Below are 20,011 nucleotides of genomic sequence, written 5' to 3' on the forward strand. Positions count from 1 at the left end.
TTCATAGCAATGAACCCGCAGCGCATTTTGATAACAGATTCTGAGTCACGCTCGTTCCTCGCTGTTCAGAATGACGAACATAAAGGTGTGTGTCTAAACCTTCTCCAAAAGCTCCGGCATGATCTCAAACAGATCACCAACCAAACCATAGTCTGCAACTTGGAAAATTGGCGCATCTGGATCGCTGTTGATTGCGACAATCACTTTCGAGTCTTTCATCCCCGCTAGATGTTGAATCGCCCCGGAAATACCAATCGCAATATACAACTGGGGCGCGACAATTTTACCGGTTTGACCTACCTGCAAGTCGTTTGAGACAAAACCTGCATCCACCGCAGCACGAGATGCACCAATGGCACCACCGAGTTTATCTGCGAGCTGCTCGACCAACGCGAAGTTCTCTTTGCAACCCAACCCGCGACCGCCAGATACCACCACACTCGCTGCAGGTAATTCTGGTCTTGCGCTTTTCACTTTTTGCTGAGAAATAAACTCACTGTGTTCAGCGACTATCGTCGTCTCTAATGTTATGACATTCTCAACCACTGGAGAATCAGACATTACCACCAAATCAAAAGCCGAGCTTCGAACTGTCATGATTTTAATTGCATCATTCGAGCGCACTCTGGCTAACGCATTGCCCGCATATATCGGGCGAATGACCGTATCTAGAGACTCTATCGCCACCACATCAGATAGCTGACCAACATCAAGCAACGCTGCGACACGTGGCAGGAGATTTTTACCAAATGTACTCGCAGGGGCAAGAATATGAGAATAGGCTTTACCGACTTCCGCTATCAATGCAGACAGATTTTCAGCCAACGGATGCTGATACTCTGCTGCATCAATCACGATGATTTGTGAGACGCCCTGTACACGTTTCAAAGCATCCAGTACTGCACTGCATTGATGCCCTATCAGTAAAGCGCTAACCGGAAGCGTTGCACCATCATCGGTGATTTTAGAAGTCGCATTGAATGCTTTTAGCGTATCCACTGAAAGCGATTGATTATCGTGCTCGACAACAACCAAGGTTGCTAACTGCTTAGTTTCCATCGTCATGCCTCCTTACATCACTTTCGCTTCGTTCTTAAGTTTGTCAATTAACTCATTCACGCTGCCTACAATCTCACCAGCTTTACGCACTGGAGGTGACATAACTTCAAGTACTTCTTGCGAGCTCTCGACACTCACACCAAAGAACTCCGGAGTCATGACTGATAGCGGCTTTTTCTTCGCTTTCATGATGTTGGGCAGAGAAGCATAGCGAGGTTCATTCAAACGCAAATCGGTGCTCACTATCGCGGGCAACGTCAACTTCAACGTTTCTAAGCCACCATCAATCTCTCGCGTAACCAAAATCGCTTCCCCTTCCACTTTCAGTTCTGATGCAAATGTCCCTTGCGGCCGTTGCGTCAATGCTGCCAGCATTTGCGCTACTTGGTTATTGTCTGTATCAATAGACTGTTTGCCGAGCAAAACTAACTGCACGTGTTCTTGCTCCATGACCGCTTTTAGGAGTTTGGCAACCACAAGGGGCTCTGGGGATTGTTCAACATCAATATGAATCGCACGATCGGCCCCTAACGCTAACGCAGAACGTAACTGCTCCTGACAACTTGACGCACCAATCGAAACCACCAGCACATCTTCTGCTACGCCGGCTTCTTTAAGCCTGACGGCTTCTTCCACGGCGATTTCACAAAATGGGTTCATCGTCATCTTCACGTTGTTGGTTTCCACGCCAGAGCCGTCAGATTTCACTCTTACTTTAACGTAAGGGTCAATGACACGTTTAATTGCAACCAATACTTTCATACTCCCTCCTAGCAGATCGCCCAACACAAATCGCATCCTAGCGACTTAATCATGTGTGGTAGATAGAGTGATGAAAGCCGCTCATACTCAATGAATTCCCTGTTCATTTCGATTGGCCTATCACTGAGTGACAATGTCACTAAAAGCATTGAACACACACGATAACATCACCATTTGAGCTTAGTTTAGTTTACGTTTACGTCAACTGGACTATAGTTCTTTATACGGGTTGATGAGCAAAGACTGATTTATATAAAGGACACATAGGCATGGAAAGAGAATGCATGGAGTTTGATGTGGTTATCGTCGGGGCAGGTCCTGCAGGGCTCAGTGCCGCTTGTCGGTTAGCTCAGTTAAATCAAGAGAGTGAAAACGAACCGCTGTCCATTTGCGTGGTAGAAAAAGGCGCCGAAGTCGGCGCACATATCTTATCGGGTGCAGTATTTGAAACCCGAGCATTGGATGAACTTTTTCCTGATTGGCAAAACATGGGTGCCCCGCTTTCTGCGTCTGTTATTAATGATGCCTTCTTGTACCTCACAACCGAGCTTAACCATATTCGCGTTCCCCACTTTCTTACGCCAAATCCGATGCAGAATAATGAAAGCAATTACGTCATCAGCTTGGCAAACTTGTGTCGTTGGCTAGCAGAGCAAGCGGAATCACTCGGCGTCGAGATCTTTCCTGGGTTTGCGGCATCGAGCATCAACTATGATGCTTCCGGTAGTGTCACTGGCATCACCACCAGCGATATGGGATTAAACAAAAATGGCGAACCAAAACCCAACTTTGAAGCCGGTATCGAACTTAAAGCCCAATATACGGTATTTGCAGAGGGCTGCCGTGGCCACTTGGGCAAATCGTTGATTCAAAGATTCGGCTTAGATAGTGACACACAGCCGCAACACTACGCACTTGGATTAAAAGAGATATGGGAGCGACCTGTAGAGTCAAAAGCTCAATCCGGTAGCGTGATTCATTCCGCTGGTTGGCCGCTAAGTGAATCTGATACCACTGGTGGCGGCTTTCTTTACCATATGGAGAACAATCAAATCGCCGTCGGGCTAATCGTGGATTTGAACTATCGTAATCCATACCTTAGCCCATTTGATGAATTTCAACGCTTTAAACATCACCCTGCTATTGCACAACATCTACAAGGCGCGCAGCGCATTGCTTATGGCGCGAGGGCCATCGCCAAAGGTGGACTTTCTTCGCTACCGAAACAACAATTTCCAGGCGGTGTGCTGATCGGCTGCGATACCGGCACGTTAAATGTGGCAAAGATAAAAGGCAGCCATACTGCAATGAAATCCGGTTTACTCGCAGCAGAAGCCATTGTCGAAGCGATGGCTCAATCAAAACAAGAACCAGACTATCAGCGCCTATTTAAATATTCATGGCTGTATGAAGAGCTAAATGATACTCGTAACTTTGGCGCAAACATTCATAAATTCGGTAGTATACTTGGTGGTGCCCTTTCAACCGTTGAACATAACTTATGGCAACCACTGGTTAAAAAGCCGTTACCATGGACGGTCACCGATCCGTCGCTTGATCATGAACAGCTAAAACCACTTCAAGATTGTCAACCTATCGAGTATCAAAAACCCGATGGTGTACTTAGCTTCGATAAACCCTCCTCAGTGTTTTTGTCTGGTACACTGCATGAAGAAAATCAACCATGCCACTTACATCTCACCTACCCTCACATCCCAATTGATGTGCATCTAGAGAAATTTGGCGAACCTAGCCAGCATTACTGCCCGGCAGGTGTGTATGAAGTCATTGAGATTGATGGCAAGCCTAAATTTCAAATCAATGCGGCAAACTGCGTGCATTGCAAAACCTGCGACATTAAAGATCCATCTCAAAATATCACATGGAAAGCCCCAGAAGGTGGTGGTGGCCCTAGCTATCGGAATATGTAGTGTCTAAGCGTGCAAGAGATAGTTCTCTTATACGTGCGTTTCTAGCGGTAAGAAATAAGGCGTTATGATTTCGCTAAATTGCACAATTGGTAGGGAGTAGACGGTAAGTCTGATAAAATTCAAGTCTTCCAGTAATCACGTTGATAGCACTGGATTTACCTAAAACTAGGAACTATTTTGACCAATAATGATATTTTACGCCGTGTACGTTATACATTTGATTTAAAAGACAATGCAATGACTGAAATCTTCTCTTTAGCCAATCTTGATGTGACCGTTGACCAAGTCACTAGTTGGCTCAAGAAAGAAGAAGACGAATCTTTTGTGAAACTTAGTGATACTGAATTGGCAATATTTCTAAACGGTTTTATCAATTTTAAACGTGGTAAACGTGAAGGTGAACAACCTAAACCAGAAGAGAAGTTAAGTAATAATATCGTATTCCAAAAGTTGCGTATTGCTTTGAACCTAAAAGCAGAAGATATTCTTGAGGTTCTGCAACTTGCGGATTTTCGTTTAAGTAAGCATGAACTCAGTGCGTTCTTCCGCAAACCGGATAACAAACATTATAGAGAATGCAAAGACCAAGTTCTTCGTAACTTCTTATTAGGGCTTCAGCTTCAGTTGCGCCCAAATGGTAACGAATCAGAATAAGAACAAACGGTTTAAAGTGATTGGCAACGCATGGTATTTTTACCATGCGTTGCGTTTAAGGTGGTTTCCAGAGGCTTAGATATTGGGTTGCTCACACCTAATAGGCGTTTGCTTGGATATTTCAACCTGACTAACCCGCTAAATTCATCGTATTTATTTTTGTAATATATGAATCGACTCAACATTCGAAGACAAATCGTAACGAATGTTCACCTTAGTATTCGCGCGTTCAAACGTCATTCTATCAAAATCTGTCATGACTATTTTGAATCCATTGCTCGCAAATAAACTGGTAACCTGAGTTCGTTTCTTAATTTCCATTGCTGAAGTGAGTATTCTTTCCATAGTAACCCCCGATTAATATGATTGCAGATACGCCTTAACATAAAGTGTGGCTGCGATAGAATCAATCGCCTATAAAATAGGCAAAAATGATGTAATAAAAGACAATCATTAATTTATAGCTCATATCTATACTTGCGAGATTTCCGCCGCAATTTAATTATGTGTTAACATTAATTTTGTGACAATCTACCCAAAATGTTGATTTGCTCATTTTGTATTCAGTATATGATTGTAATGCTTACTTACAAAGCCAACCAGTAAATGAGTTAAGAGTGAGCCTGCACATAGCATTTTTAGCATACGGCGATTTTGTTATTGAGATGCCACAGGAAAAAAATGAAAGAAATCTATAATGACTTATTCTCTCAATCTTTTCCTAGTAAAGAACAACTCGTCGAGTTTGCCTTAAAACGTCATGGCTTTTGTAGCGACAACGGTTATTCTGGTGTGACATATCCAGAAGATTTAGATGAGTATGATCGTATTATTGAGAGCCAGTATATTCCCGACGGTATGGTTAACATTAACTATTGGGACGGCTCTTACAAAGAAGTCATGGTGAGTGAAAATGACTACCTTATCGCCTTAAAAATTTTCTTAACTTTAAATGGTAATGAAAACCTTGCAAGTATTCTGATTACGGAATAAAAATTGCCCAGAGCTTTCAAAACTGAGCTGATGCCAAATACTGGTTTAACAAACCAATGAGCGAAGTTTGACCCTATCCCCTATAAAATAATGCCCCTGCGAAGGATCATTCGCAGGAGAATATCAAAGCCGAGTTTTAATGCTGGCTTTATGCGACTTCGAACGCCAACGCCTTTTTCTCAACTTGGCGGAAAATCAACGTCAGAACGCCATTCACTGTTAAGTAGAATGCACCCGCAATACCAAAGACCGCTAACGTGTCGTAAGTTTGCGCGTTAATACGCTGGGCATAACCCATCAAATCCATGATCGTAATGGTGCTCGCAAGTGATGTTCCTTTAAATACCAAAATCACTTCATTCGAATAAGCAGGAACGGAACGGCGAATCGCATAAGGAAGAAGCACTTTCAGCGTTGCCGTTTTATTCATACCCAATGCGCGACACGCTTGCCACTGACCAGACGGTATCGCATTAAACGCCCCTTTAAACAGTTGTGTACTGTATGCCGCGGTATTCAATGCTAACGCTAACATTGCACAAAACCAAGGTTGACTTAACCAAATCCAAAAAACGCTTTCTCTTACTGCATCAAACTGACCCGGTCCGTAGTACACCAAGAAGATCTGAACCAATAAAGGCGTACCTGTAAACAAGGTGATAATGCCTCGGCTTATCCAATGTAAACCCGGTGTACGAAGGATCAGCGTCAACGTCATCATCAGCGCTAGGATGCAGCCCACGACTAAAGAAACCGCGGTCAATTGAAGGCTTGTACCTAAGCCATCGAGCATTTGCCAAACGTGCTGTTCGTTCATGCCGTCACCTCCTGCCCCATGCTCATACCTTGGATTGAAAACTTCTTATCAATCAACTTCACAGCCCGTTGCGTCATCAAAGTAATGCCTAAGTAAATTGCAGCAGCTGTCGCGTACCATGTAAATGCTTCATGCGTCGCTGCTGAGGTAAGCTGAGCTTGTTTCAGCAAATCGGTCACACCGATAAGTGATACTAACGCCGTGTCTTTTAGCAAAACCAACCATTGGTTAGTTAAGCCTGGTAATGCGTGTCTTACCGCTTGGGGCAAAACAATACGCACGAATGCATGAAATTGGCTGATGCCAAGTGCACTTGCGGCTTCTCTCTGCCCTCTACTGACCGCTTTTAACGCGCCACGTAAGGTTTGAGAAGCGTACGAAGCGAAGATTAACGACAGCGCCACAACACCAGACAAGAACGGGCTAACCTCAATAAAGTCTCCGGTGATCAGAAATAAAACCTGCGTCGAACCAAAATAGATGAACAACACGACAAGGATTTCTGGCAAGCCGCGTACAATCGTTACAAACGCCGTTGTTGGCCATTTCACAAATACGCGACGAGACATTTCACCACTGGCGAACACCACTGCCAGAATCAAACCGACGAAAAGGCTTGTGAATGCAAGCTGGACAGTCATCCAACTAGCTTGAACAAGCGTTAAAGAGTAACCCGTTAGTGCCATATTATTTACCGAAGTACTTATTATAGATGACGTCGTATTGGCCGTTCGCTTTCACCGTTTTCAATGCGGTGTTTAGCTTATTCACTAGCTCGTCATTACCTTTATTCACTGCGATACCAAAGCCGTTACCAAAGTATTTAGGGTTTGTTACGTGCTCACCTACGTACGCGAGGTTGTCTTCTTTCTTGAACCACTCAGCTACTACCGCAGTGTCACCAAAGACAGAATCAATACGACCGTTCTTCATATCGATGAATGCATCTTGGTAGCTTGAATAAGGCACCGCAGTCACACCCGGCATTTGATCAATGAGGTAGCTCTGGTGCGTGGAGCCATTTTGGACACCAACACGTTTACCTTCTAGCGCTTTTTGGTCAGCGACTTTATCCTGAATAGAAACAAACGCTGCTGAGTTGTCGTAATACGCATTTGAAAAGTTCACTTGCTCAAGACGCGCTTCAGTAATGTCCATTGCAGAGATGGCTGCATCATAACGTTTGAATTTTAATGCCGGGATCAGGCTGTCAAAAGCTTGGTTATGAAAGCTACATTTTGCTTCCATTTCTTTACATAGTTCGTTCGCCAGATCGACATCGAAACCTTGAATTTGGTTGTTTTCATCCATGTATTCGAATGGCGCGTACGTCGCTTCCATCGCGAATTTGATCTCTTCTTGTGCTGCTGCGTTCGCAGAGATAAGGCCAATTAGTGAAGCTAGTAGAATCTTTTTCATTGCAATACTCCGTGTGTACGTCTTGGGCTGACACTCGCAATGACAGCCGTGTTTGACTGCTCTTAACTTAATGTTGTTTTTAGTGTTTTAGATAATCAGCAAACTGTGTGGTTTGCGGATTAATAAATGCGTCGTGCGTGCCGTGCTCTACAATATGTCCTTTTTCGAGGTATAGAACATGGCTAGCGATTTTCTTAGCGAAATCCACTTCGTGCGTGACCACGACTTGAGTAATACCTGTTTCGCTTAAATCTTTTATAATTTTAACGACTTGGTTCGTTATCTCAGGATCAAGCGCTGCGGTTGGCTCATCAAAAAGTAACACTTCTGGTTTCATCATTAGCGCGCGAGCAATGGCTACACGTTGCTGCTGACCACCTGACAGTTGCATCGGCCATGCATCTGCTTTATCCGCCAAGTGAAGGGTTGCAAGAACTTGCATCGCCTGTTGCTTCGCTTCGTCTTTATTCATACCAGCGACTTTCACTGGAGCCTCAATCAGGTTCTCCATCACCGTCAGGTGTGGCCACAGGTTGTACTGTTGAAATACCATGCCGACTTTACGACGAAGCTCAAGACCTTGCTTCTCTTTAATCTCAATTGAGAAATCGAATGTGTCACTCGCAATGTTTAACTGGCCGTTATCCGCCCCTTCAAGCAGGTTAAGAACGCGCAACAGAGAACTTTTCCCTGCCCCACTTGGGCCAAGTAACACAAGCGTTTCACCACTTTCACAATTAAAACTGACATCGTGAAGGACTTGCGTATTTCCGTAAGATTTATTGATGCTTTTAACTTGAATACTCATGCTGACATACTGCATTAATTGTCACTTGGCACTTATAGTATCAAGAAAGTTTTTTTATGCAATAAAAACGTATAAAAATTTACATTAGTAATTTTTTGTATAATTATCAACCAGTACAGCAGAGCATCTGACTGGTGCAATGAGTGTGGTTTTATCCGTATTTGGGTGGCATCAATCGACTTAGCACTCGGACACAAGCCCCACAGGACTTTTGTCCTTTAGAATTACGCAGCAGAAGCATCTTACGGCTATAGTTTGTATGAACATTAGACATAACTGAGGCGGCGATGGATAAAGCTCGGTATCCCGTACCCCCACCGCGAAGCAATCGCAATTCTCTCGACTGCCTATCCAATTTAGGAGGCATCAAATGAAAATAAAAGCGCACAAACTTTTCAGAACTGACGACTCACAAGTTCCTTTCAAAAGAAGTCCGAATCAAAGTAGCGGTGCCATTCAACCTCGATATTTAGTCATGCACTATACCGCAGGCTCAAGCGCAGAAAGTTCGATCAGCTGGTTAACCAATCCCTTAGCGAAAGCATCCGCTCATCTTGTTATCGGCCAAGATGGTGCGATTACACAACTGGTCGCATTCAACCGAAAAGCGTGGCATGCAGGAAGGAGTCAGTGGAAAGGAGTCAAAGGTCTCAATAGCCATTCGATTGGTATTGAACTTGATAATCCCGGTTTACTTCAAGGATCGCCTGGTAATTGGCGTACAACATGGGGTCGCCTAGTTCCAGATAACGAAGTATTGGTAGATTCGAACGGTTCAGGCTGGCATGTTTATACAGAACAACAATTGGAAGTGGCGCGAGACGTCTCGCTTACGTTAGTTCGTCACTATGAATTAGAGGAAATCATTGGGCATAAAGATATCGCGCCGACAAGGAAAAACGATCCTGGTCCTGCATTTCCGATGTCCACCTTTCAGAGTTTGCTCGATGGGCGTAATAGTGACGATGAAGAGGAAATGTTCAAAACCACAACGGCTCTCAACATTCGTCTTGGCCCTGGCACCGAGTACGAAAAATTTGAAGATGTGTCCCCTCTTCCAAAAGGAACACGTCTATCGGTTTTGGAACATCATAACGTATGGCGTCGAGTGGATGTTTTAGACACGGTTAATGACGAAATGGATATCGTGGGTTGGGTACATAGCCGATATATAACCCGTGCTAATTGAAGTACCAGATCGATCCTAGTGAATACCATTGACGGGTTTACGCTTTCGGCATCGATATCATTCCTTTTGAGCACGGTAATTTTTCAATCGTCTTCTTTCTTCCCCCACGTTCCGTCTTCTTTACAAACAAGTCCTCCTATTACGGTTCCTGTAGGATAGGAGGTCCCATTATATATACAATCAGCATATATCGAGGATGAAAATAACAGTCCAAATAGAATAATAATTCTCATGTCATGTTCCTTTATAGACTCGATGGAATTAAGTATGCGGTAACAACTATAGTATCTTTACTTACATCTTCACCTAGCCATGATTCAACAAATTTCCGGCTTACCCACATATCACTGACATTGTCTTCTGTACAAATTAGTTTATGCGAAAACGCTTTAAATGCTCGCAATTCCTTTGTTTGATATTGTTCCGGAGGCGCAGCAAGAACCGCATGGTTTAATATTGGTGAATCAGGACAAACCACACCACCATCACCAAAAGGACTATCAGTTAACCTTAACGTGACGGTACTTTCAATCGGCTCAAAAGGGCCTTTGGCTTCCCTTACCATGATCCTCATTTCTAAACTCAGTGGGTTCTCCGTCGCCGGCAACTTCTCTATCTCGGAAGATATTTGTTTTGCAGACGAACTACTTAACGACCCCAAGTCTAGGATAAGTAAGTTTTTATTATTTTTGCCAATTGCGAATCGGCTTTCCCCGACTTCGAAATCAACAAACAAACCATCATTCCTAGACTGGATTGAAAAGCCAATGACAATTCCTAAGAGAAAAGTAAAAGACAGGAGCAATATTAAATCAAAATTTTCTGCTATGAACTTCCTCATGAGAACCTACTCTAACGAAGCCATTAATATTAATTTAAATACTAGCACATATTGATGTTTTACGATTCATTATGTTACTCAGAACAGTATTATCGATTAATTCTACCTATTTACCCAATATCAAAGAAAACACAATGAAATTATCAGGTTTAATACATCGTATTACCGTTTAGCGTCTCTTTGGGGATTTCTTGTAGCGCGTCCCAGTGCTCGACAATTTTTCCATTAAGATCAAAGCGAAAGAAATCCATCGTTACGTATTCCACATTATCTGGCCATGTCTGATGAGTATGTAGCGCAACTAAATTTCCTTCGGAAACGGCACGAACAAAGGTAATATCTTTATTTGGATACTCGTCTTGCATGCGTTCGAAATATTCAATAAATGGTAATGTACCATTACCGACTAAAGGGTTGTGCTGAATATATTCATCACCAACAAACAGTTCAACGGCTTTTCTCGGATTCCCTCGATAGGCCATCTCGTAGAACGCAATCGCGCTCCGTTTGTTCTCTTCCGTGTCGATTTGCATCGTGTTCATGGTGTTCTCCTGTTTCGGTCTCAGCGCAGACAACCCACCTTAGTGGCTCATGTTAACCAGTGTTACCTCTATCCATAGTAGCTGAGTGTGTAAGGGTGGTTCGAAGCATTTGACTAAGGATAGAAAAGCCTGAATCGAATTGTTCAACTCAAGCTTAAGTAACGGAACCGTTATTTCAAAATTGTGCTTCGATCTTTAGGTGTGACTCGACCTGTTTTAATTGCATCCGCCATATGCTTGATGATAGGACTCACTTTACCTTTGTCGTTTTCCATAAAATAGGTGTGCCCTTTAATATCAAACTGATTATTAAAGTCATCACAGTCCACTTCATACACTTTACTCGGCAACTTCGACATGTCTTCTGGCCCAGTCATCCCCATTCGGCGAGACAACGTTCTATTTTTCACATTGGCAACTTTCGATGCCGGCATTGCAAAATCATCGTTAGCAAAATAAACAACGATATTACGACCAGAATCAACGATGAAGCGACCATCTTCGCCTTCCTCTAGGATTTCATTTTTCACGTCTGCCGCGATCATAAAGACATTGCGAAATAGCTGTGGCATATTGCCCGCAGCGTATTTACTCGCCCATTCCTGTAAGGCATTTTTCATGACTCGGTTGCCCATCGAATGCGCTAAAACATTGATGCGTTTGTAACAGGGCTCCTTTTGCTGCAACTCATCTCTACGCCATGTATCAAACTTACCTAATAAGCGAGCAAAAGCTGGACCACTAAAATCAGCTGCATCTTGATCGTCCCAATAATCGTCAATGATCGCTCCTGTCCAATCGTCATCACAAGGCCAGATAAGAGGAATGACATATACGAGCGATGGAGACTGCTTATCCATCAATTGTTGTAGCTTCTCTGTATTTTCAAAAACATCACCTTCCATGTTGTTATTAAATCCATGGATATAAAACAAAAGTTGTGTTTCATTTGGCAAAGCTTTTAGTCTTTCAAAGAAGCTATCGCTTAAGATTTCGACATAGTCGTCTTTGCTGTTTCGTTCACAGAAGTACAGATTTTGGGAGACTGAGACATTGTTGTAATCAAAGCTGAGGCTTCTTCCACGCCTCGATCTTGCGGACTGTTTAGGCGTGCGGTTAGTAATAAATAACATAGCGATCCCTCTTTATTTATGTACCTAATATGAGCCTAGAAGCTTATCTACCTATAGGTTGTCTCTTTGTTGTGAATCATATGCAATTTATTAGCTGCTACAGAGCTATACCGTGTATCATCGAAATCACTCGTTATAGCGTATCGTAGGTGCGTTTTATCCGCATACAGAAAGCCTCCAACTATCGTAAACATAGAAGGAGGCTTGATTAAATTCGGTTAGAAAGTCAATAAACGACTAGGTGTTACTTTCTACGCTTGTAAACCACACAGAAGTTGCCGCGCTTTGTACGACACTTAGAACAACGTTCACAATCCACTTCGGCGCGATTACCTTCTTTCCAACGTTTGATCAGTTGTGGCTCCGCTAACAACGGACGGGAAAGCGCAAAGAACTGGATGTTGGTGTTTTCAGCTAGGTCTTCAATCGCGCTAAAATCGTTTAAGCCACCGACCGTAATCACTGGCACATTCACATCTTGGCTGATCACTTGGCCGTATTCGTGGAAGTAACCTTCTTGCTGTAGCGTGTAGCCATCAAACGAGTCACCAACCATGGTATTTGCGTTGCCGTGAATGTTACCCGATACAATGATTGCATCCACGCCCACTTCTTCTAGCGTCTTACATACGATGCGCGTTTCATCGAAGGTTAAGCCGCCTTCAAAGAATTCAGTCGCCGTAAGCTTCACTAAAATGGGGAATTCATCACCAACTAACTGACGCGTTTCTGCATAGATTTCCATTAGGAAACGCATGCGATTCTCTAGGCTGCCACCGTATTGGTCTTCACGACGGTTGTAATATGGGCTTAAGAATTGGTTGATGAGATACGTGTGCGCCGCGTGGATTTCTACACCATCAAAGCCAGAATCTTGTGCTCGTTTACTTGCCAGTGCAAATGCCTTAACGATGTAGTCGATCTCGTCTTTGGTCATCGCTTTGCCTTCGGTTTTCGTGCCGCGCTCTGGCACTTCACTCGGGGCAAAAATCACACGCTCACCTACGTTGTAAGTGGTTTTAGTGCCACCGTAAGCAATTTGCATCACGATTTTGGAGTCGTGATCATGGACAAGCTCAGTCAGCTTTTTGTATTCATCGATGAAAGAATCATTGTAGATCCCCATCATGCCTGCGTTTGGCTTTTCTTCTTCAACGATGTTGGCGTAACCAGTGACAATCAGACCCACTTCACCTTGGGCAAGCTCTTCATAAATGTCGTACAGCTTGTCGGTCATATGGCCATCTTCTGTCGCCATATTTTCCCACGTTGCACTACGTACAAAGCGGTTCTTTAGTGTCATGTTGCCAATGCGGGCTTCGGAAAACAAAATGCTCAATGCGAGTCCTCTTAAATTGATCTTTGCATTATTGCTGGAACGAAAAAGGAACAGCCACACAAAGTATGGCTGTTCCTTGTCTAAATTCGCATTACGTCCAGTAATCGACGCGCACCTTACCGCCGATAAGGGGGGAGATCTTTAATCTGGATTAAGCTTTAGTGAGATTGATGGCTTCACATCCGCATTCCCCCATCCACTTCTAATACTCGCCCTGTAAAATAGTCATTTTCTAGAATGTACTTAACGGCGTGAGCAATCTCACTCGCATCCCCCATTCTACCAGCAGGAATCATGTTTCGTAGCCGCTCTATTGCCTCTGGTTTCATTTGCGCCGCCATCGCCGTCTTCACCACACCAGGTGCAATGGCTGCCGCCCGAATACCGTATCGAGCAAGCTCTCGTGCCCAAGTGGTTGCCATGGTTGCGACCGCTGCTTTAGACGCTGAATAATTGGTCTGCCCAATGTTACCCGCCCTTGCAACGCTGGAAATGTTGATGATCACACCTTTAGAGTTACTCGCAATCATCTTAACGGCGGCTTCTCTACCACACAGGAATGTACCTGTAACATTCACATTCATAACGAGGTTGAATTGCTCAAGTGACATCTTACTGATCTCGCCATCTTTTGCTTTGACCAATAAACCATCACGCAGTACACCTGCATTATTTATCAACCCGTTAAGCTTTCCAAAATCTTGAAGGATCTCATTAAAGGTTTCTTCAACTTCTGATTCGTTGGTGACATCCAATCGGTATATCAGCGCTTTGGCACTCAACATTCGGCATTGCTCCTGCGTGTTAAGCAACCCGGTTTCATTCACATCTAATAACGCGATATCAGCCCCAGCTTGTGCAAGGCTAACGGCCATCATTTGCCCAAGCCCTTGTCCCGCTCCGGTAATCGCGATCACGCTGTTTTTTAAGTCCATATGCTGTTAACCCTCCTGATGCTTATAAAATTCAAACAAACTAGAGAAATCAAGATCGGCATTCCCACTGGCATTGTGAAATGCGTAGAGGTTACGCGCTAACGAACCCATCGGAACTGAAGAGTGCGTTTGCAGTGCCGCATCTAAACCTAGCCCCAAGTCTTTCAGCATCAACTTACTCATAAAGCCTGGTTGGTATTGATTACTTGCTGGCGCATTGTCCATCACACCTGGACACGGATTGTACAGCTCTAACGCCCAATTTCGACCCGAGCTCTGCAGCATGATATTAGAGAGCACTTTAGGATCCAGCCCATGATCAATACCAAGATTCAGCGCCTCACAGGTTCCTGACATTAAGATGCCAAGCATCAAGTTATTGCAGATTTTTGCCATCTGCCCATCACCGGCTTTACCAGCATGAAACACATTTTTGCCCATGTAGCGCAATATCGCATTGGCTTTGGAGAACGCCTCATCGGTACCACCAACAATAAAGGTTAACGTTGCGGCATTTGCACCAGCGACCCCACCAGACACTGGTGAATCGACAAACAGCAAGTGCTTATTCGCGGCCTCATTTGCGACTAAACGTGCTGAATCTGGGTCGACCGTTGAACAGTCAATCAACAAGGTTTTTTCTGACACGAGGTTAAGTACTCCTACTCCGCCATGTAAGTCTCCTAAATATACCGATCTTACATGAATGCCGGTCGGCAACATGGTGATGACGGTGCTCGCGCCATCCACGACCTCTTCTAATGACTGAGCAACTATGGCACCAAAAGGTTCAAGCTGTTTGGCGGCGTTTACATCCAAGTCAAACACCTGCACATTAAATCCTGAAGCCAGTAAGTTTTGTGCCATTGGGCTTCCCATATTCCCTAGACCAATAAATGCGATGGTACTCATGCTGTTCTCCTTATTTTCCTAACTGTGCAAGCGGATGATCTTCGTCTGACCACAACGACGTAAACAAACCATCAATGACCCTTTCATCAACGTCAGTAATGCTGTTGAACATCCATTTCGGCGCACCATCTTTATCCATAAGCCTTGATCGTACTCCTTCTTCAAATTCACCAAGCAATGCGCTTCGTACTGATAAAGTGAGCTCCAAACGAAAACAATCAGCCAATAATAGTCTGTGGTAGTCTTTAACTTGCCTAAAACAGATATGAGCGGTAATAGGGCTTCCTGCAGCGAACGTCTGCTTTGCATTTTCAAGCCATTGATTGCTCGACTCTAGCGCTAATATCCGCTGTGAAATCAGCTCAAGATCGTTGCCTTTACACGCTTCTTTAATTTGAGAGAGATAAGGGCATATTTGGGTCGTCGGTTTACTGTCAATCACTTGCTCCTCCATCAATTGTAGCAAGGCACTGACAAGCTCCTTCGCTCCGGCGGTTCCCCACTTCACTTGCTGTAATTCTTCCAACAACGCGGGGTATTGCTCCTCCAAAAGTAGCCATTCCGCCAAGCCAATCGTGACAGCGTCACTTGAATTAACCATTGCTCCGGTGAGTCCGAGAAACAACCCAACTTCGGGATCTATTTGGCTCAAAAACCACGTCCCACCAACATCGGGATACAAGCCAATATTGATTTCAGGCATAGCAAGTCGAGACTTTGGCGTCACCACTCGATGGCTCGTGCCCATAAACAGCCCCATACCGCCGCCCATGACGATGCCTTCTCCCCAACCAATGATCGGCTTTGTATACGTGTGGATCAGGTAATCACATTCGTATTCAAGCGCGAAATAGTTGGTGCAAAATTCCGCCGTCGCTTCTTTACTCTCGTTGTGCATGACGTGATACATGGTTCGCACATCGCCGCCGGCACAAAAGGCTTTTCCACCCGCACCGTTAAGGATGACACACACCAAATGTGGATCGTCTTGCCATTTGATCAACTGCTGATTAAGTTGGAAAAGCATGTCGTAGGTCAGTGCATTAAGTGATGAAGCATTATCCAAGGTTGCGATACCGATACGATGAACACCATCCATGCATTGCATTTCCGTTAGGGTTACCTTCCCTGTCATGCCGCCTCCTATTGGTTTTTCCAGTTTGGTTTGCGTTTTTCCAAAAAGGCGCGAACCCCTTCAGTTTGATCCTCGGTGTCAAATAAATTGAGGAACAACTCTCGCTCTTTGATGAGGCCGTGTTTAAGCGGTGCAGAGCGCATGTTCTGAATCAAAATTTTACAAGCCGCGACAGATGAAGGTGATTGGCTTGCCACCGACTTTGCCAGTTCAATGGATTTATTGAGCGCTTGACCCGTTTCGACCACTTCTTCTACTAACCCAAGTTCGTACGCTTTCTCGGCCCCGACTTGTTCGCCACATAGAATGATACGTTTCGCCCAACCTTCACCCACTAATGCAGTGAGGTTTTGCGTGCCACCAGCACAAGGGAGCAGCCCAACTTTCGCTTCTGGTAACGCCAAAACAGCTTGCTTTTCAGCAACGCGAATGTCACACGCTAAGGCAACTTCTAACCCGCCGCCCATGGCATAGCCGTTGATGGCTGCAATGGAGACACCTCGAAATGCTGACAAGCACTCAAACGCCTCTCCAAATACTCTTGCCATGTCTAACGCGACCGCTTTGTCTCCATCGGCAAACAGCTTAAGATCCGCTCCTGCAGAGAAAAACTTATCACCTCTACCCGTGAGTACGAGTGCATACACGTCTTTGTCTTCATTCAGTGCCAACACCAACTCTTTTAGAGCAATTAGGCTATCTGACGTCCAAGTATTTGCGGGGGGGTTATTCATCGTCACCACCGCCACATGATTACTGATGGTGTAGTTAATCGCTTGTTGTTCTGTTAATGACATATCGCTGAATCCTTTCTCAGTGAAAATGATCGGAGCAAAATCAAATAAGTGATGATTGGTTGACCAGAAACCGGCGAGCAATGATTAACCGCATGATCTCATTCGTACCTTCCAAGATTTGGTGCACACGAACGTCGCGAAAGTAACGCTCCATTGGATATTCTTTGATGTAACCGTATCCACCATAGAGTTGTAGGGCTTGGTCGCAGACTTGAAAACCGACATCCGTTGCAAAGCGTTTTGCCATCGCACAGTAAGTGGTGGCATCGGGATCGCCTCGATCGAGCTTACTGGCGGCATAGCGAACCAATTGCCTTGCCGCCACAAGCTCTGTCACCATGTCTGCCAGCTTGAACTGCAGGGCTTGGAACTGAGCCAAAGGCTTGCCGAACTGCTTACGTTCTTGCATGTACTGCGCCGCATGATTTAACGCTTGCTGCGCGGTGCCTATCGAGCAAGTCGCTATGTTGATGCGACCACCATCGAGCCCTTTCATAGCGAAGGCAAACCCCTGTCCTTCTTCACCTAATAAGTGACTCGACGGAATCGACACATTATCGAACATCACTGCGCGTGTCGGTTGGCTGTTCCAACCCATTTTCGGCTCTTTTCGCCCGTAACTGACACCATGCGCATCAGCGGGTACCACAAATGCAGACACACCTTTGGCTCCAGCATCACCTGTCCTCGCCATCACGATTAACACTTCGGTATCCCCTGCTCCGGAGATAAAGGTCTTGCCGCCATTCAGCACATAACAGTCACCTTGCTTCGTCGCTGAGGTCGTCAATGAAGCGGCATCGGATCCTGCATTTGGCTCGGTCAAACAATAAGACCCTAGGTATTCTCCGGTAATAAGCTTTGGACAGAACTTGTTCTTCACCTCTTCGGTTGCAAAGCTTGCTACCATCCAGGTGACCATATTGTGAATCGTCATAAATGCCGTGGTTGACGTGCACCCCATAGAGAGTTGTTCAAAGATAATGGAGGCGTCTAATCGGCTTAAACCCAAACCTCCCTGTTCTTCTGGCGTGTACAGACTGAGAAATCCCAACTCACCCGCTTCACGCAATATGTCTTTGGGGAAGATTTGCTTCTCATCCCACTCTGCTGCCATCGGTGCTAACCGTTCTGCTGCGAACTGTTCGGCCGTATCAGCAAACATCCGTTGCTCTTCATTGAGTTCAAAATCCATATGAGCACCTTACTCTTAGTTAGTGCAGATTGATGGTGAGATTGGGACCGGTGGGAATATCGTCATCAAACCAACGGGCAGTCACCGTTTTGGTCTCGGTGTAAAAGCGCACCGCCTGTTTACCATAAGCATGAAGATCGCCATAAAAACTGCCTCGCCAACCCGTAAATGAGAAGAAAGGCAGCGGAACAGGTATAGGCACATTCACGCCAACCTGACCAACTTGAATCTCATGTTGGTATTTTCTTGCAGCCCCACCATTCGCCGTGAAAATCGACGTACCGTTGCCGTAAGAGTTACGATTCACCAGCGCTATCGCCTCTTGCAAGGTATCCACTTCAATACACACCAGTACCGGACCAAATATTTCTTGGGTGTAAATCGACATCTCCGTTGTTACACCACTAAACAGGGTTGGCCCAACCCAATTACCGTCAGGGAAGCCTTCGACTTCACATTGGCTACCATCGAGTTCACATACCGCACCTTGTTGCTTTCCTTCTTCAATCAGTCTCAGCACACGTGCTTTCGCCTGCGCACTGATAAGCGGGCCATAAGCCGCACTTTCATCATCCCAAGCTCCTGGATGCACTTTGGCCATCTCTTGTTTGAGTTCGCTTATCCACCCTTTCGAACTGCCAACAAATACCGCTACTGATATCGCCATGCAACGTTGACCAGCAGCACCCACCGATGATCCAACAAGATTACTCACGACCTGCCCTTTGTTGGCATCTGGCATCACCACCATATGATTTTTCGCCCCTGCAAAAGCTTGGACGCGTTTGAAGTTTTGTGTTGCTTTGGTGTAAATGTATTTCGCGACAGGCACGGAACCAACAAACGACACCGCTTGAATGGTCTGGCTCGCCAATAAGAAATCGACTTGTTCTTTTCGGCCATGCACGATCTGCAACACACCTTTTGGCGCCCCCGCTTCTTCAAACAGCTCGGCCAATCGAATTGAGGTCAGAGGGACTTGCTCGGATGGCTTGAGAACAAATGTGTTCCCGCTGGCAATCGCAATTGGAAACATCCATAAAGGAATCATTGCCGGGAAATTAAATGGTGTGATCCCACAGCACACGCCCAGCGGTTGAATCAAAGAATAACTGTCGATATCCGTGGCCACATTTTCAACCGTTTCCCCCATCATATGACTAGCAATATTGGCGGCTTGCTCTACCACTTCAATTCCTCGCCATACATCCCCTTTTGCATCAGCAAAGATTTTTCCCGTTTCGTGTGAAAGGAGTGTCGCCAATTCATCATGGTGCGTTTTTAACAAATGTTGATAGCGAAGCATGAGCCTCGCGCGTTCCGACACCGCGACATTCTTCCAGCTAGAAAATGCCTTGTTAGCGCTTTCAATTGCAGCTTGCATCTCTTCATCGGTTGAACATGGAAGGTAAGCAATCACCTCATTAGTGGCTGGGTTATTAACTTCTATCCAATCTGCGGTTTGAGATTCACGAAATTCACCATCTATGAATAAGGGAACCAAACGAGTCATAAGCTAATCCTTTGTTAACGTAATGATACTGACACCA

At 44.9% G+C, this 20,011-nt stretch carries 21 protein-coding genes; 4 read left to right on the forward strand and 17 right to left on the reverse strand.

The window, feature by feature from the left end:
- Window positions 1–93: 93 nt before the first annotated feature.
- Window positions 94–1,059: an electron transfer flavoprotein subunit alpha/FixB family protein gene (locus ACVA54_RS12120; protein ID WP_119463939.1), complete on the reverse strand. Its 966-nt coding sequence runs from the start codon at window positions 1,057–1,059 to the stop codon at window positions 94–96.
- A gap of 12 nt (window positions 1,060–1,071) precedes the next feature.
- Window positions 1,072–1,821 (reverse strand): electron transfer flavoprotein subunit beta/FixA family protein, encoded by a 750-nt coding sequence (locus ACVA54_RS12125; RefSeq protein ID WP_099080792.1) that lies wholly within the window; start codon window positions 1,819–1,821, stop codon window positions 1,072–1,074.
- A gap of 269 nt (window positions 1,822–2,090) precedes the next feature.
- Between ACVA54_RS12125 and ACVA54_RS12130 the strand changes: the two genes are divergently transcribed.
- A complete protein-coding gene (locus tag ACVA54_RS12130; protein ID WP_446644199.1) occupies window positions 2,091–3,752 on the forward strand; it encodes an electron transfer flavoprotein-ubiquinone oxidoreductase in 1,662 nt (553 codons plus the stop codon).
- Window positions 3,753–3,929: 177 nt separating this feature from the next.
- A complete protein-coding gene (locus ACVA54_RS12135; RefSeq protein WP_099080790.1) occupies window positions 3,930–4,406 on the forward strand; it encodes a DUF1456 family protein in 477 nt (158 codons plus the stop codon).
- Between the two features lie 153 nt (window positions 4,407–4,559).
- On the opposite strand, the gene ACVA54_RS12140 is transcribed toward ACVA54_RS12135, so the two are convergent.
- Window positions 4,560–4,751 carry a hypothetical protein gene (locus tag ACVA54_RS12140; RefSeq protein WP_099080789.1) on the reverse strand — a complete coding sequence of 64 codons (192 nt, stop codon included), beginning with the start codon at window positions 4,749–4,751 and terminating at the stop codon, window positions 4,560–4,562.
- Between the two features lie 336 nt (window positions 4,752–5,087).
- Between ACVA54_RS12140 and ACVA54_RS12145 the strand changes: the two genes are divergently transcribed.
- Entirely contained in the window at window positions 5,088–5,399 is a 312-nt protein-coding gene (locus ACVA54_RS12145) for a hypothetical protein (RefSeq protein ID WP_099080788.1), read from the forward strand.
- 148 nt (window positions 5,400–5,547) lie between these two features.
- Here ACVA54_RS12145 and artM read toward each other — a convergent pair whose 3' ends face one another.
- From artM to artP, 4 genes are all read right to left on the reverse strand, one after another.
- Window positions 5,548–6,216 carry an arginine ABC transporter permease ArtM gene (gene artM / locus ACVA54_RS12150; protein ID WP_099080787.1) on the reverse strand — a complete coding sequence of 223 codons (669 nt, stop codon included), beginning with the start codon at window positions 6,214–6,216 and terminating at the stop codon, window positions 5,548–5,550.
- Entirely contained in the window at window positions 6,213–6,902 is a 690-nt protein-coding gene (artQ, locus tag ACVA54_RS12155) for an arginine ABC transporter permease ArtQ (RefSeq protein ID WP_099080786.1), read from the reverse strand. Before artQ ends, artM begins: the two co-directional genes overlap by 4 nt.
- Window position 6,903: 1 nt before the next feature.
- Window positions 6,904–7,635 (reverse strand): lysine/arginine/ornithine ABC transporter substrate-binding protein, encoded by a 732-nt coding sequence (locus ACVA54_RS12160; RefSeq protein WP_446643039.1) that lies wholly within the window; start codon window positions 7,633–7,635, stop codon window positions 6,904–6,906.
- 79 nt (window positions 7,636–7,714) lie between these two features.
- Window positions 7,715–8,443 (reverse strand): arginine ABC transporter ATP-binding protein ArtP, encoded by a 729-nt coding sequence (artP, locus tag ACVA54_RS12165; protein ID WP_446619540.1) that lies wholly within the window; start codon window positions 8,441–8,443, stop codon window positions 7,715–7,717.
- Window positions 8,444–8,813: 370 nt separating this feature from the next.
- On the opposite strand from artP, the gene ACVA54_RS12170 reads away from it, so the two are divergent.
- On the forward strand, window positions 8,814–9,632 hold the full coding sequence (locus ACVA54_RS12170) for an N-acetylmuramoyl-L-alanine amidase (protein WP_446649640.1): 819 nt from the start codon (window positions 8,814–8,816) through the stop codon (window positions 9,630–9,632).
- A gap of 244 nt (window positions 9,633–9,876) precedes the next feature.
- Here the strand turns inward: ACVA54_RS12170 and ACVA54_RS12175 are convergent, their stop codons facing one another.
- The 10 genes from ACVA54_RS12175 to ACVA54_RS12220 all read right to left on the reverse strand — a co-directional run bounded on the left by ACVA54_RS12175 (window position 9,877) and on the right by ACVA54_RS12220 (window position 19,974).
- Window positions 9,877–10,473 (reverse strand): hypothetical protein, encoded by a 597-nt coding sequence (locus ACVA54_RS12175; RefSeq protein ID WP_119463943.1) that lies wholly within the window; start codon window positions 10,471–10,473, stop codon window positions 9,877–9,879.
- A gap of 149 nt (window positions 10,474–10,622) precedes the next feature.
- Entirely contained in the window at window positions 10,623–11,015 is a 393-nt protein-coding gene (locus ACVA54_RS12180) for a nuclear transport factor 2 family protein (protein WP_446649641.1), read from the reverse strand.
- Window positions 11,016–11,185: 170 nt separating this feature from the next.
- The gene (locus tag ACVA54_RS12185; RefSeq protein WP_099080781.1) at window positions 11,186–12,148 is read right to left on the reverse strand and encodes an alpha/beta hydrolase; all 963 of its coding nucleotides are present in this window, start codon (window positions 12,146–12,148) and stop codon (window positions 11,186–11,188) included.
- Window positions 12,149–12,392: 244 nt separating this feature from the next.
- A complete protein-coding gene (locus ACVA54_RS12190) occupies window positions 12,393–13,487 on the reverse strand; it encodes an NADH:flavin oxidoreductase (RefSeq protein WP_446580232.1) in 1,095 nt (364 codons plus the stop codon).
- A 176-nt stretch (window positions 13,488–13,663) separates the two neighbouring features.
- On the reverse strand, window positions 13,664–14,422 hold the full coding sequence (locus ACVA54_RS12195) for an SDR family oxidoreductase (protein WP_446649642.1): 759 nt from the start codon (window positions 14,420–14,422) through the stop codon (window positions 13,664–13,666).
- A gap of 6 nt (window positions 14,423–14,428) precedes the next feature.
- Window positions 14,429–15,334: a 3-hydroxyisobutyrate dehydrogenase gene (gene mmsB, locus ACVA54_RS12200; RefSeq protein ID WP_099080779.1), complete on the reverse strand. Its 906-nt coding sequence runs from the start codon at window positions 15,332–15,334 to the stop codon at window positions 14,429–14,431.
- A gap of 10 nt (window positions 15,335–15,344) precedes the next feature.
- Window positions 15,345–16,469: an enoyl-CoA hydratase/isomerase family protein gene (locus ACVA54_RS12205; RefSeq protein ID WP_119463944.1), complete on the reverse strand. Its 1,125-nt coding sequence runs from the start codon at window positions 16,467–16,469 to the stop codon at window positions 15,345–15,347.
- A gap of 8 nt (window positions 16,470–16,477) precedes the next feature.
- Window positions 16,478–17,266, reverse strand: coding sequence for an enoyl-CoA hydratase (locus ACVA54_RS12210; protein ID WP_119463945.1), 789 nt, complete (start codon window positions 17,264–17,266; stop codon window positions 16,478–16,480).
- Window positions 17,267–17,306: 40 nt separating this feature from the next.
- Entirely contained in the window at window positions 17,307–18,461 is a 1,155-nt protein-coding gene (locus tag ACVA54_RS12215; protein WP_446649643.1) for an acyl-CoA dehydrogenase family protein, read from the reverse strand.
- A 19-nt stretch (window positions 18,462–18,480) separates the two neighbouring features.
- A complete protein-coding gene (locus ACVA54_RS12220; RefSeq protein WP_099080775.1) occupies window positions 18,481–19,974 on the reverse strand; it encodes a CoA-acylating methylmalonate-semialdehyde dehydrogenase in 1,494 nt (497 codons plus the stop codon).
- Window positions 19,975–20,011: the final 37 nt, after the last annotated feature.

It is taken from the genome of Vibrio sp. PNB23_22_6, from assembly GCF_052877535.1.